The sequence below is a fragment of the Pseudomonas sp. MF7453 genome (assembly GCF_016405455.1).
Taxonomy (GTDB): domain Bacteria; phylum Pseudomonadota; class Gammaproteobacteria; order Pseudomonadales; family Pseudomonadaceae; genus Aquipseudomonas; species Aquipseudomonas paralactis.
In genome coordinates this window covers 201789-215791 of sequence record NZ_JAEKCN010000007.1, presented here as the reverse complement: position 1 = coordinate 215791, position 14003 = coordinate 201789, and the positions used below count along the sequence as shown (strand labels likewise).

Annotated in this window: 12 protein-coding genes; 10 read left to right on the top strand and 2 right to left on the bottom strand. The window is 63.2% G+C overall.

The genetic code is table 11. The features are described from left to right. The first annotated feature begins 80 nt into the window (after positions 1 to 80). A complete protein-coding gene (locus JFT63_RS13310; RefSeq protein WP_198844132.1) occupies positions 81 to 5900 on the top strand; it encodes an Hpt domain-containing protein in 5820 nt (1939 codons plus the stop codon). Beyond that, positions 5893 to 6348, top strand: coding sequence for a chemotaxis protein CheW (locus JFT63_RS13305; protein ID WP_005792246.1), 456 nt, complete (start codon positions 5893 to 5895; stop codon positions 6346 to 6348). Before JFT63_RS13310 ends, JFT63_RS13305 begins: the two co-directional genes overlap by 8 nt. Before the next feature lie 135 nt (positions 6349 to 6483). On the opposite strand, the gene JFT63_RS13300 is transcribed toward JFT63_RS13305, so the two are convergent. After that, positions 6484 to 6771 (bottom strand): HigA family addiction module antitoxin, encoded by a 288-nt coding sequence (locus JFT63_RS13300; protein ID WP_080888978.1) that lies wholly within the window; start codon positions 6769 to 6771, stop codon positions 6484 to 6486. A 14-nt stretch (positions 6772 to 6785) separates the two neighbouring features. After that, complete coding sequence (locus tag JFT63_RS13295) at positions 6786 to 7064, bottom strand: type II toxin-antitoxin system RelE/ParE family toxin (RefSeq protein ID WP_043046259.1); 279 nt, start codon at positions 7062 to 7064, stop codon at positions 6786 to 6788. 510 nt (positions 7065 to 7574) lie between these two features. Here JFT63_RS13295 and JFT63_RS13290 point away from each other — a divergent pair. From JFT63_RS13290 to mdcH, 8 genes are all read left to right on the top strand, one after another. Continuing rightward, complete coding sequence (locus JFT63_RS13290) at positions 7575 to 7814, top strand: DUF6124 family protein (protein WP_057702132.1); 240 nt, start codon at positions 7575 to 7577, stop codon at positions 7812 to 7814. Between the two features lie 266 nt (positions 7815 to 8080). Then, a complete protein-coding gene (gene mdcA / locus JFT63_RS13285; protein WP_186563352.1) occupies positions 8081 to 9751 on the top strand; it encodes a malonate decarboxylase subunit alpha in 1671 nt (556 codons plus the stop codon). Next, on the top strand, positions 9752 to 10585 hold the full coding sequence (locus tag JFT63_RS13280; protein ID WP_198844131.1) for a triphosphoribosyl-dephospho-CoA synthase: 834 nt from the start codon (positions 9752 to 9754) through the stop codon (positions 10583 to 10585). Continuing rightward, positions 10585 to 10884 carry a malonate decarboxylase subunit delta gene (locus JFT63_RS13275; RefSeq protein WP_057014150.1) on the top strand — a complete coding sequence of 100 codons (300 nt, stop codon included), beginning with the start codon at positions 10585 to 10587 and terminating at the stop codon, positions 10882 to 10884. Before JFT63_RS13280 ends, JFT63_RS13275 begins: the two co-directional genes overlap by 1 nt. After that, positions 10877 to 11719 (top strand): biotin-independent malonate decarboxylase subunit beta, encoded by an 843-nt coding sequence (locus tag JFT63_RS13270; RefSeq protein WP_198844130.1) that lies wholly within the window; start codon positions 10877 to 10879, stop codon positions 11717 to 11719. The genes JFT63_RS13275 and JFT63_RS13270 overlap by 8 nt, the downstream gene beginning before the upstream one ends. Then, the gene (mdcE, locus tag JFT63_RS13265) at positions 11716 to 12486 is read left to right on the top strand and encodes a biotin-independent malonate decarboxylase subunit gamma (protein WP_198844129.1); all 771 of its coding nucleotides are present in this window, start codon (positions 11716 to 11718) and stop codon (positions 12484 to 12486) included. Before JFT63_RS13270 ends, mdcE begins: the two co-directional genes overlap by 4 nt. After that, positions 12480 to 13076 (top strand): malonate decarboxylase holo-ACP synthase, encoded by a 597-nt coding sequence (locus JFT63_RS13260; protein WP_198844128.1) that lies wholly within the window; start codon positions 12480 to 12482, stop codon positions 13074 to 13076. The genes mdcE and JFT63_RS13260 overlap by 7 nt, the downstream gene beginning before the upstream one ends. Continuing rightward, positions 13073 to 13972, top strand: a complete 900-nt coding sequence (gene mdcH / locus JFT63_RS13255) for a malonate decarboxylase subunit epsilon (protein ID WP_186563342.1) — start codon at positions 13073 to 13075, stop codon at positions 13970 to 13972. Before JFT63_RS13260 ends, mdcH begins: the two co-directional genes overlap by 4 nt. Positions 13973 to 14003 lie beyond the last annotated feature (31 nt).

The following is a 14003-nucleotide window of genomic DNA, read 5'->3' as shown; positions in this document are numbered from 1 at the left end:
TCGCAGGCAAGCCAGCTCCCACATTGGATCTCCATTGTTTGTGAGATACCAGCAACCCACGAATTCTAAGCGGAGCAGTTATGGTTGATCGGCACGACTACGTGGCCCTCGAATGGGTCAAGGGCGACATTGCCGAAACCCTGAAACAGGCTCGTTCGGCGCTGGACACCTATGTTGAAACCGGCAACGGTGACAGCCTCGCCGCTTGCCTGGCCGCGATTCACCAGGTGCATGGCGCCCTGCAAATGGTCGAGTTCTACGGTGCAGCGCTGTTGGCCGAAGAAATCGAGGCACTGGCCCTGGCGCTCCAGACCGGTGGCGTCAGCCAGCGCGAAGAAAGCATCCGCCTGCTGCAACAAGCCCTCGGCCAACTGCCGCTGTACCTGGACCGCGTACACAGCGCCCGCCGTGACCTGCCGCTGGTGGTGCTGCCGCTGCTCAACGACCTGCGCACTGCGCGGGGGGAAAGCCTGCTGTCGGAAACCAGCCTGTTCAGCCCGCAACTGCTGTCGATCGCGCCGCTGCCTGATGAAACACTGGCCCAACGGGCGACGCCGCAATTGCATGAGCAGTTGCGCCAATGGCACCCCCTGCTGCAACAAGCCCTTGCCGGGATGCTGCGTGAAGACCACGGCCCGAGCAACCTGGAAGACATGGTGCGGGTGTTCGCACGCCTTGAGGCGTTGTGCCAGGGCGCGCCGCTGTTGCCGCTGTGGCAGGTGGCCTCGGCGCTGGTCGAGGGCATGCTGACCGGTGTGGTCGCCAACAGCCCGGCGCTGCGCAGCCTGCTCAAGGCCAGCGGTAAGCAACTCAAGCGCCTGCTGACCCAGGGCATTGGCGGCATCAATCAGCCTGCGCCGGATGAGTTGCTCAAAAGCCTGCTGTTTTACGTGGCCAAAGTCACCCGGCCAACGCCGCGCATGCAAAGCCTCAAAGAGCGCTACGGCCTGGATGAAGCCTTGCCCGACAGCGCCGTGGTCGACGCCGAGCGTGCACGCATGGCCGGCCCGGACCGCAATGCCATGGGGTCGGTGCTCGGCGCCTTGTGTGAGGAACTGGTGCGGGTCAAAGAGCGCCTCGATCTGTTTGTACGCAGCGACCGCCAGCACATCACCGAACTCGACGCGCTGCTGGCGCCCCTGCGGCAGATCGCCGACACCCTCGCCGTACTGGGCTTCGGCCAGCCGCGCAAAGTGATCATCGACCAGTTGGCCGTCGTGCTGAGCCTGGCCCAGGGGCAACGCGAACCCAACGACGCGGTGCTGATGGACGTGGCGGGCGCTTTGCTTTACGTCGAAGCCACGCTGGCCGGCATGATCGGCACGGTGGAGCCGCAAAGCCGCGAGGAAAGCCGGCTGCCCACCACCGACCTGACCCAGATCCATCAGTTAGTGATTGCCGAATCCTGCCAGTGCCTCAAACAGGCCAAGGAGCTGGTGATCGACTGCATCGAAGCCCATTGGGACCGCCAGCGCCTGGAATCCTTGCCGCAATTGCTGAGCCAGGTGCGTGGCGCACTGGCGATGATCCCTTTGCCCCGTGCCGCGAGCCTGATGCGCGGGTGCACCGATTATGTTGACGAGCAGTTGATGACCAGCGACATCGCGCCTTCGCAGGTGCAGCTGGAACAGTTCGCCGATGTGATCAGCAGCCTGGAGTATTACCTGGAGCGTATGCTCCAGGACCCTAATGCCGCCGGCGAACGAGTGCTGGAGCAGGCCACCCACAGCCTGGCGGCGCTGGGTTATCTGCCGACCGAAAAACCCTGGCGCCAGGCGTTGGCCGCGCCCGATGGCGCACTGTCGACCGAACAGGCACCCAGCCAGTCCCAATTTGACGCGCTGGCAAGCCCCGCTTCGGGCCTCAATCCACCGGCCCTGCAACGCCCCGGCAGCCTGCTGCCGCCGCCTGCCGGTGAAGAGCCGATCGACGATGAGCTGCGCGAAGTCTTCCTCGAAGAAACCGACGAAGTCCTCGAGGTGCTGCACCGCAACCTGCTCAACAGCACGGACAAAACCGCCCAGGGCGAAATGCGCCGCGCCTTCCACACCTTGAAGGGCAGCGGCCGCATGGTCCGTGCGCTGGTGCTGGCGGAACTGGCCTGGGCCGTGGAAAACCTGCTCAACCGCGTGTTGGAGCGCAGCGTCGCCCTTGGCGCCGAGGTGCAGCAGGTGCTGGATGACGCCGTGGCCGTGCTGCCGGAATTGATCGCCGATTTTGCCATCGACGACCAACGCCAGCGCGACGAAGTCGACGCCCTGGCCGCCCGCGCCCACGCCTTGGCCAGTGGCGCGGCAACAACCGCTGGCGAGCCCCATGACCCGATGCTGATGGAGATCTTCCGCAACGAAGCCCAGAGCCATCTGGACAGCCTCAACCACTTTCTGCAACACGCTGCCGAACAGGTGCCGTTGCAGGTCAGTGATGAACTGCAACGTGCTCTGCATACGCTCAAGGGCAGTGCCTACATGGCCGGGGTGTTGCCTATCGCCGAACTGGCGCGCCCCCTCGACCACCTGACTCGCGAATACAAGGCCCACCGCTTGCCCCTGGACCTGGACGAGGTGCAGTTGCTGCTGGAGGCCGAAGGGTTGTTCCAGCGTGGCCTGCGCGACCTGGACAGCGATCCCCTGGCACCCATCCAGGGCGCGGCCGACCTGATCAGCCGCACCCAACGCCTGCTGGACCAGCAGCTTGCAACGCTGCTCGACGCTCCTGGCACCGGCCTGCCGATCAAGCGCGATCGGCAACTGATCACCAACTTCCTGGCCCAGGGCATGGACATCCTGCTCGACGCCGAGAACCTGTTGCGCCGCTGGCAGCAACATCCCGGCGAACGCCAGGAACTGACCGCCCTGCTGGATGAACTGACCACCCTGGGGGAGGGCGCACACCTCGCCGACCTGCACCCCATCGACGCGTTGTGCGAAGCCTTGCTCGACCTGTATGGCGCTGTGGAAGAAAGCAGCCTGGCGGTCAGCGAGCGGTTTTTCCATGAGGCCGAACAGGCCCACGAAGCCCTGATCAACATGCTCGACCAACTGGCTGCCGGCCAGGAAATCAGCCCGGCGACGGAGCGGGTGCAAGCCCTGCACGGGTTGCTGGATGACGCACTGGACCCATCCGCCACCGGCCTGATCAAAAGCGACGGCAGCCGCGCCCTGAGTATCTCGGAACTGGGCGCGGCCACCGCGCAGCTGGATCAGCAAACGGCTATGGACGATGAGATTGTCGACATCTTCCTCGAAGAGGCCGTGGATATCCTCGACAGCGCCGGGCAGTCGCTCAAACGCTGGTTGCTGGAGCCCGAAAACGCCGCGCCGTTGTCCTCGCTGCAGCGGGACCTGCACACCCTCAAGGGCGGTGCGCGCATGGCCGAAGTCGACCCGGTGGGCGACTTGGCCCATGAGCTGGAATGCCTGTACGAGGGCCTGGTGGACCGCCGCTACAGTTACACCCCCGAGCTGTCTCAGGTGCTGATGGCCAGCCACGAACGGTTGGCCCTGCAACTGGAAGAACTGCAACAGCAACAGCCCTTGAGCGACGCTGCCGAGCTGATCGCCAAGCTGCGCGAGCTGCGCCAGAACAGCACGCCGGCGACTCCCGTTGCAGCGGTGCCGGCCTCGGGTGCCGACCCTGAATTGCTGGATATCTTCCTCGAAGAGGCCGCCGACATTCTCGACAGCTCAGGCAGCGCGTTGCTGCGCTGGCAGGCCGAGCCGGGCAACCGTCAGGAAGTCGAAACCCTGCTGCGTGACCTGCACACCCTCAAGGGCGGGGCGCGCATGGTGGAAATCGGGCCGATTGGCGATTTGGCCCATGAGCTGGAGTTTCTCTACGAAGGCTTGTCCGCCGGGTTGCTGGCGCCGACCCCGGAGCTGTTCGCACTGCTGCAAGGCTGCCATGACCGCCTGGCACAGATGGTCGAAGCGGTAGCGGAGGGGCTGCCGGTGGGGGCGGTGGACAAACTAATCGAGCGCATCAAAAGCCTGGTGCACCCCAGTGTCGAGCCGGTGGTACCCGTTGCGTTGCCTGCGGGCAAGGCTGAAGCGGCGGTAGATCCCGCCGCCGACATGGTAAAAATCTCCGCCGAACTGCTCGATGATCTGGTTAACCTCGCCGGTGAAACCTCGATTTTTCGCGGCCGTATCGAGCAGCAAGTCAACGATGCGCGCCTTGCACTCAATGAAGTGCAAACCACCATCGAGCGGATGCGCGACCAACTGCGCCGCCTCGACAGCGAAACCCAGGGCCGCCTGCTCAGTCGTCAGCAAGCCGAGGCCGAACGCCTGGGCTACGAAGAGTTCGACCCACTGGAAATGGATCGCCATTCGCAGTTGCAGCAGCTGTCCCGCGCGTTGTCCGAATCGGCCTCCGACCTGCTCGACCTCAAGGACACCCTGGAGCAGCGCCATCAGGATGCCCACGATTTGCTCCAGCAACAGGCGCGCATCAACACCGAATTGCAGGAGGGCCTGATGCGCACGCGCATGGTGCCTTTCGAACGGATGCTGCCACGCCTCAAGCGCATCGTGCGCCAGGTGGCGCAGGAACTGGGCAAGGACGTGGAGTTCATCGTCGGCAATGCTGAAGGCGAGATGGACCGCAACGTGCTCGAACGCATGGCGGCGCCACTGGAACACATGCTGCGCAATGCCGTCGACCACGGCCTGGAATCGCGCGAGGTGCGGTTGCAGGCGGACAAGCCGGAGAAGGGGCGCATTACCCTGGACCTGACTCACGAAGGCGGCGATATCGTCTTCGATATGCGCGATGACGGCGCCGGCGTGCCCCTTGAAGCGGTGCGGCGCAAGGCGATCAAGCGCGGCCTGCTTGGCCCGGATCAAATCATCAGCGACCGCGACGTACTGCAGTTCATCATGCAGCCGGGCTTTTCCACGGCAGAAAAAATCACCCAGATCTCCGGGCGCGGCGTGGGCATGGACGTGGTGCACGAAGAAGTGCGCCAGCTGGGTGGTTCGATGGTGATCGACTCGACCCCGGGCGTGGGCGTGCACTTTCGTATTCGCCTGCCGTTTACGGTGTCGGTCAATCGCGCGCTGATGGTGCAATGCGCAGACGACCAATACGCGATCCCCCTCAACACCCTTGAAGGCCTGGTGCGCGTACTGCCCCATGAACTGGCCGGGCATTACCAGCAAGACCCGCCGCATTATGAATACGCCGGCCAGCGCTACGAGTTGTTTTATCTGGGCGATTTGCTGCACACCGTCAGCCGCCCGAAACTGCTCGGCCAATACCAACCGGTGCCGGTGTTGCTGGTGCACTGCAATGAACGGCGCGTAGCGGTGCATGTGGACGCCATGGCCGGTACCCGCGAGATTGTGGTCAAGGGCCTGGGGCCACAGTTTGCCGGGGTACAGGGCGTGCCCGGTGCAACCATCCTCGGGGATGGCCGCGTGGTGTTGATCATCGACCTGCTGGCGCATATCCGCGCCCGCCAACCGGCCTTGCCGGCCCAGGCAGTGGAGGCGCCGCTGGTGCTCAACGACCCGTTGAAAAAACGCCCGCTGCTGGTGCTGGTGGTGGACGACTCGGTCACCGTGCGCAAAGTCACCAGCCGCCTGCTGGAGCGCAACGGTATGAACGTGCTCACTGCCAAGGACGGCATCGACGCCCTCGCGGTGCTTGAGGAGCACACCCCGGACCTGATGCTGCTCGACATCGAAATGCCGCGCATGGACGGCTTCGAAGTGGCCATCCAGATACGCAATGACCCACGGCTGATGCGCCTGCCGATCATCATGATCACCTCGCGCACCGGCCAGAAACACCGCGACCGCGCCATGGCCATTGGCGTCAACGACTACCTCGGCAAGCCGTACCAAGAGTCGGTGCTGCTGGAAAGCATCGCCTACTGGAGCAAGTCCCATGCTTGACCACCGCGCCAGCCAACTCACCGGCCTGCTGCTGCCCCTGGCCGACCGCCACCTGGTGCTGCCCAACGTGGCCATCGCCGAACTGATCGACTTCCAGCGCGGCGAACCGGCCAGCGATGCGCCGCCGTGGTATCTGCGCCAGGTGACCTGGCGCGATCGGCAGATCCCCTTGATCAGCTTTGAAGCCGTGTGCGGCGAAGCCAGCGTGACCGGCGAGCGCTCGCGGATCGTGGTGTTAAATGCCTTGGGTGGGCGGCCGACATTGAAATTCATCGCGCTGGTGATCCAGGGCATCCCGCGTTCGTACAAGCTTGATAGCGAATTGAGCTACGTGGATGTGCCGCTATGCCCACTGGAACTGGCGGCAGTGCAGGTAGGGGAGCAGGTGGCGAAGGTGCCGGATTTGATGGGGCTTGAAGCGTTGTTGGTTGAGTCCGGCCTGGCCTGAACATAAGCCTTGTGAAATTCCAATGTGGGAGCTGGCTTGCCTGCGATAGCGGTGGGTCAGCAATACATCTGTATTTGACAGACCGCTATCGCAGGCAAGCCAGCTCCCACACTGAATTGTGCTTGACCCAAGATCTCAATCAATCCGCGCAAACCGCTCAATTACCGGTTGCTCCCGATGCTCGGCCTGCCATAAGTCGTAGGCACTTTGCATCGACAACCATAACTGGGCTTTACTCACGCCAGCCCGTTCCAACCGAACGGCAAGGTCCGGGCTGACCGGGGCGTGGCCATGCAGGATCCTTGAAAAAGTCTCGCGGGCGAAGCCAAGACGTCGCGCCATCTCGGTAATGGTGATGCCCAAGGCTGGGATAACGTCCTCAAGTAAAATTTCACCTGGGTGAGGTGGGTTGTGCATACCCATATCAATGCCTCTACTCAGTGGTAGTCAAGATAGTCGACCAGTTCGACCTGATCGTCGAACATCCGAAAAATGATGCGCCAGTTACCACTTATGCTGACGGACCAGTAGTCGAGCAGGTCGCCCTTCAAACGATGGAAGCGCCAGCCGGGCAGGTCCAGTGCATCTGGGTGCTCGGCTTTGTCCAGAATGAGCAGAACGCGGCGCAAGCGCTTTGCATGATTTGCGTTGATGCCCTTGGTTGAACCGGTCTCATAGAAGGCCCTGAGTCCCTTATGTTTCCAGCTAACGATCATGGCACGATTGTGATGTGATGCATCACACTCTGCAATGGCCTTGCATCGGGTTTAACGGTCGGATTCATGATGTCTGCCCGTGGCACGATTCGGATGGAAAAGGCTAGAGAGGCGAGTTCCGAGCAACAACCTGAAAAGCCTGTCGGAACATTCTTTGCTGCCTATCGGAATGATGGGGGCGGGTGGGGCCTTCGGATTTTTCCTGCAAGATTTTGGGCCGTACATGAACTTGTGGTGAGAGGTCCGCACGCCTAGTCTTCGTCCCGTCATCGCAAAAAACGGTGACACGGACGTGCAAGTCCGGTTACATGTCGGCGCACCAACGCCCATAGCCATTCAACGGGCGTTTTTTATGCCTGCTGTACTCGTTATGGCGGCTGTGCGTGGGAGACTCTTCGGAGTCTGCCGGGGTCCGATATGCCCGGTCTTGCACACCTGCGCACAGCTGCCACCTTGATTCGCGTGCAAGCGGAAGAGGGCAGCTTCCATCACATATCGGAGCTGTAAATCATGATCAAACCTACCCCCAATCCACCCCTTTTCACCGTCAACCCCCACCAAACCACCGAAACCCTACTGGTCAACGCCAGCGAAACCCTGTCCTCCCTCAACGCACTCACCTGCAACCTGGCCTTCGACCTGGACACTTCCCAGCGCGCCATCATGCTCGGGATTCAGCAAATGGCAGAGTTGGGGCAGTTGCTGGTCGATAGAGCGCTGGAGCAAGTCAGCCCATCGCCAGCAACTTGAAACGGTCCCAAAAAGGGACTGTTCATTCCCTCTTTGGGACTGCTATCTAACCAACACCACCGATCAATGTGGGAGCTGGCTTGCCTGCGATGGCGGCCTGTCAGTCAACATCTCTGCAGCTGACCCACCGCTATCGCAGGCAAGCCAGCTCCCACAGTTTGATCTTCGTTACTCCAGGCGTAACGGTTCGTCCTCCAGCTTGATTGATGCCCTTGCGCTTCACTCCTAAGGTAAGCCCCACGACAGCAACCCCCCGTGGAGCAACCATGACAACAACCATCACCCCCGACTCGCGCTGGACGCGGCGGCGCGACGAGAAGCAGCGGCGGCTCGGGCTGGTCAAACAGTATGCAGACGGGGCGGTGTTGCCCAGTGACAAGATCGTCGAGGCCCTTGAAGCCTTGATCCTCCCCGGCGACCGCGTGGTGCTGGAGGGCAACAACCAGAAGCAGGCCGACTTCCTCTCGCGCTCCCTGGCCAAGGCCGACCCGGCCAAGCTCCACGATTTGCACATGATCATGCCCAGTGTTGGCCGAGCCGAGCACCTGGACCTGTTTGAAAAGGGCATCGCCCGCAAGCTGGATTTCTCATTCGCCGGCACCCAATCCCTGCGCATCAGCCAATTGCTGGAAGACGGCCTGCTGGAAATCGGCGCGATCCACACCTACATCGAACTTTATGCCCGGCTGGTGGTGGACCTGATCCCCAACGTGGTGCTCTCTGCCGGGTTCATGGCCGACCGCGCCGGCAATATCTACACCGGCGCCAGCACCGAAGACACCCCGGCGCTGATCGAACCCGCGGCGTTCAGCGATGGCATCGTCATCGTGCAGGTCAATCAGTTGGTGGACGACGTCACCGATTTGCCTCGCGTGGACATCCCCGCGAGCTGGGTCGATTTTGTGGTGGTAGCCGACAAACCGTTCTACATCGAACCGCTGTTCACCCGCGACCCGCGCCATATCAAGCCGGTGCATGTGCTGATGGCGATGATGGCGATCCGTGGCATCTACGAAAAACACAATGTGCAGTCGCTCAACCATGGCATCGGCTTCAATACCGCCGCCATCGAATTGATCCTGCCCACCTACGGCGAATCCCTGGGCCTCAAAGGCAAGATCTGCCGCAACTGGACCCTCAACCCGCACCCCACATTGATCCCGGCGATTGAAAGCGGTTGGGTAGAAAGCGTGCATTGCTTCGGCACCGAACTGGGCATGGAAAACTACATCGCTGCGCGCCCGGATGTGTTCTTCACCGGCCGCGACGGCTCGATGCGCTCCAACCGTATGTTCTGCCAACTGGCCGGCCAGTACGCGGTGGACCTGTTTATCGGCGCCACCCTGCAAGTCGATGGCGACGGGCATTCCAGCACCGTGACCCGTGGCCGCCTCGCCGGTTTCGGTGGCGCGCCGAACATGGGCCACGACCCGCGTGGTCGTCGGCACGGCACACCGGCCTGGCTGGATATGCGCCACGACGATGCCCCCGAAGCCTTGCTTGAGCGCGGCAAAAAACTCGTGGTGCAGATGGTCGAGACCTTCCAGGAAGGCGGCAAACCGACCTTTGTCGACACCCTTGACGCAGTGGAAGTGGCCCGCAAAAGCGGCATGCCCCTGGCGCCGATCATGATCTACGGCGACGACGTCACCCACTTGCTCACCGAGGAAGGCATCGCTTACCTGTACAAGGCGCGCTCCCTGGAAGAGCGTCAGGCAATGATCGCTGCCGTTGCCGGGGTCACCGCCATCGGTATGCGCCACAACCCCAAGGACACCGCTCGTATGCGTCGCGAAGGCTTGATTGCCTTGCCCGAAGATTTGGGTATCCGTCGCACCGATGCCACTCGCGAACTGTTGGCGGCCAAGAGTGTGGCCGACCTGGTGGAGTGGTCTGGTGGCCTGTACAACCCGCCCGCCAAATTCAGGAGCTGGTAAATGCGCGCGCTCAAACAGCATGAACTGAGCCTGGCCGATCGTCTGGCGGATATGGCCGTCGAGGCGCTGATCGATGAAGCGGATTTGTCGCCCAAACCCGCCCTGGTAGACCGGCGCGGCAACGGCGCCCACAGCGATTTGCACCTGGGCCTGATGCACGCCTCGGCGCTGTCGTTGTGGCCGATGTTCAAGGAAATGGCCGAGGCTGCCCTTGAATTCGGTGAAGTCGGTGTGCCCTTGCGTGAAGCCCTCGGCCGTATTGGCCGCGAAGGCGAGCAAGCGATGCTCGTTACCACCCACGGCGTAAATACCCATCGTGGCGCGATCTGGGCGCTCGGTTTGCTCACTGCCGCAGCGGCCTTGCAACCCCGCGCCATAGCCCAGACCGCGGCCAAACTGGCTCTGCTCGATGACCGCTTCGCCCCGCAACCGCTGAGCCATGGCGCACAGGTTGCGCAACGCTACGGAGCGCGGGGGGCTCGCGAAGAGGCGCAGTTGGGTTTCCCTTCGGTGACGCAACGCGGCCTGCCGCAACTGCACAAAAGCCGCGAGCAAAACGCCGGTGAGCAAAACGCCCGCCTGGATGCCTTGCTCGCGATCATGACCGAGTTGGCCGACACCTGCGTGCTCTACCGCGCAGGCTACGAAGGCTTGGCCACCATGCAACAGGGCGCCCAGGCCGTGCTTGATGCCGGCGGCAGTGCAACCCTCGCCGGTCGCCGCCAACTGCACGCCCTGGACCAGCAACTGCTGGCGCTGAATGCCTCCCCCGGTGGCGCCGCCGACTTGCTGGCCGCTTGCCTGTTTATCGACCGCCTCGACGGAGCGTTGTGATGGAAACCTTATCCTTTGAATTCCCCGCCGGGCAGCCGCCAAAAGGCCGTGCGCTGGTGGGTTGTGTTGGCTCCGGCGACCTTGAAGTGCTGCTGGAGCCGGGCACCGCCGGAACGCTGACCATCCAGGTGCAGACCTCGGTGAATGGCGCGCAGCAACGGTGGCAGCATCTGTTTGAACGCATCTTCCAGGAGCAGACCCCGCCTGCCTTGAAGATCGATATCCACGATTTCGGTGCCACCCCCGGCGTGGTGCGTTTGCGCCTGGAGCAAGGCTTCGAGGAGATCGGCCATGACTGATTTACTCACCAAACACAGCTTTGTCGAACTCGGTGCACGCCAGCGCGCCAAGGCGCTGCTGGATGCTGGCACCTTTCGCGAACTGATCGACCCGTTCCAGCGCGTCATGTCGCCGTGGCTCAGCCGTCAGGGCGTAGTGCCCCAGGCGGATGACGGCGTGGTCATCGCCAAAGGCAGTATCGCCGGTCTACCGGTGGTGATTGCCGCCATCGAAGGAAACTTCCAGGGCGGCAGCCTCGGTGAAGTCGGCGGTGCGAAGATCGCCGGAGCCCTGGAACTGGCCGCCGAGGATAACCGCAACGGCATCCCGACCCGCGCCGTGCTGCTGCTGGAAACCGGTGGCGTGCGCTTGCAGGAAGCCAACCTCGGCCTGGCCGCGATTGCCGATATTCACGCGGCGATTGTCGACCTGCGTCAGTACCAGCCGGTGGTCGGTGTGGTGGCGGGCAGTGTCGGTTGCTTTGGGGGCATGTCCATCGCGGCCGGGCTGTGCAGCTATCTGGTGGTCACTCGCGAAGCGCGCCTGGGGCTGAACGGCCCGCAGGTGATCGAGCAGGAAGCCGGGTTGGAAGAATATGACTCCCGCGACCGCCCGTTTATCTGGAGCCTCACCGGCGGTGAACAACGTTTCAGCAGTGGGTTGGCCGACCGTTATGTGGCCGACGATGTGGCGCAGATCCAGCAAACCGTCAGCGCGCTGTTGCAACACGGCACGCCCGAACAACAACGCAGTCGCCATGCTGATTTTTACCTGGCGCGCCTGGCCAAACTCGACGCCACGGCGCAGATAGAACCGGCGACGGTACGCGCGCTGTATCAGGGAGAACGCTCATGAGAGGGTTGCAGTGGTTCAACGCATTGAGCGCCAACGCAACGCCCGTGCAAGGCTTGCCCGATTCGCTGAAAGTGGCAGACGGCGTAGTGGGTGAACAGGCGGTACGCTTTATCGCCGTGGTCACCGACCCACACAACCGCTTCCCTCGCGCACGCAACGGCGAAGTCGGCCTGCTGGAAGGCTGGGGCCTGGCCAAGGCTGTGGACGACGCCATTGCCCGGGGCGACAAACGCCCCCTCATCGCCATCGTCGACGTGCCCAGCCAAGCCTATGGCCGTCGCGAAGAAGCCCTCGGCATCCATCAAGCCCTGGCCGCTGCGGCCGACAGCTATGCACGCGCACGTCTGGCCGGCCACCCGGTGATTGCGCTGCTGGTGGGCAAGGCCATGTCCGGTGCGTTTCTGGCTCACGGTTACCAGGCCAATCGCTTGATTGCCTTGCGTGATCCTGGCGTGATGGTGCATGCCATGGGCAAAGCCTCGGCCGCACGGGTGACGTTGCGCAGCGTCGAAGAATTGGAAGCCTTGGCCGCCAGCGTGCCGCCGATGGCCTATGACATTGACAGCTATGCCAGCCTGGGGTTGCTGTGGGAGACGTTGTCAGTCACCGATATTGAACAGCCCACGCCAGATGACGTGGCACGGGTCAGCGATTGCCTGGTGCAGGCAGTCAAGGATATCGGCAGTACCGACTTGAGCTCACGCCTCGGCGCGACCAACCGGGCTGCCTCCAGCCAGGTGCGCCAGCTGCTGCGGGAGCAATGGTGAACGCCCACGATTTGCTTTGGGGCATGACCCCGGCGCACCTGCCTACGCAAGCGCCTGCCTGGGTGCTGGACGCCATCAGCGCGGGGCATCCGGTGGTGGTGCGACGCGCCATGGCCGAGCCTGGCCAGGTGGCGGTCGGGGTGCGCGGGCGTTTGCGTGAGCAACGGTTTGCGGCGCAGATGCCCGTGCTTGCCGTGCAACGGCGCGTGGCACCCGAAGCCTTGCGGGGGGTGAGTTCAGCACGGGATTTACCGGCGCTGCGGGCGCTGGATCAACTGCGGCCGCTGTTGGCGCACGCAGACTGGGGCGTCAGCGGCAGCGCCGGATTTGAATTGGCCAGCGGCATCGAAGCGTTGCATGCCTTGAGTGACCTGGATTTGATTCTGCGCACCCCCGAGCCGCTGGACCGTAACGCGGCCTGCGCGTTGTTGGCGATACTGGACACCGCGCCATGCCCTGTGGACCTGCAACTGCAAACTCCGTTTGGTGCTGTTGCCCTGCGCGAATGGGCCTCAGGCTCACGCCGCGTACTGCTGAAAACCGCTGGCGGCGCGCACCTTGTACTCGACCCCTGGCAGGCCGTGGCATGAGCAGCCTGTTGGTGTTTCCGGGCCAGGGCGCGCAACGGCCGGGGATGCTCCAGGCATTGCCCACAGAGGTGCTGGAGCAGGCCAGCGATGCGCTGGGCGAGGATGTGCGCCAGCTTGATTCGGCGCAGGCCCTGGCGTCGACTCGCGCTGTTCAGCTGTGCCTGTTGATCGCCGGTGTGGCCCATGCACGGTTGTTGGAGCGTGCGCCGGATTACGTGGCGGGCCTGTCCATCGGTGCCTACCCGGCGGCGGTCATCGCCGGTGCCCTGGACTTCGCTGACGCGGTAAAACTGGTCAGCCTGCGTGGTGAGCTGATGCAACAGGCTTATCCACAGGGCTACGGCATGACTGCCCTGATTGGCCCCGATTTATCCACGGTCGAAGCCCTGCTGGCCACTATCCACAGCGCTGAAGCGCCGGTGTATCTGGCCAATATCAACGCCGACAATCAGACCGTGATCGCCGGCAGCAATGAGGCGATGCAGCGTGTCGCCGAGCGCATCAAGGGCAATGGCATCGCCAGGCGTCTGGCCGTGAGCGTGCCGTCCCACTGTGCGCTGCTGGAGGCGCCGGCCCAGGTGCTGGCCCAAGCGTTCGGCCCCCTCAAGGCGCCGCGTATCACCTACCTGAGCAGCACGCGCGCGCGACCTGTTTACAGCCCCGAGCAACTGCGCGATGACCTGGCCTTCAACATGTGCCGCGTCGTCGATTGGCGTGGCACTGTGCAAAGCGCCTACGAGCGCGGTGTGCGGCTGCAGATCGAACTGCCTCCGGGCGCGGTGCTTACCGGTCTGTCACGCCGCGTATTCGAACAAGGCACGGTGATCGCCTGCGAAGGCGCCCGCCTGGACACCTTGCAGGCCCTGCTGCAAGAGGAGGAACGCCGCCACCGATAACGCAGTACCCAAGGCTTTCGAAGCACAAAAA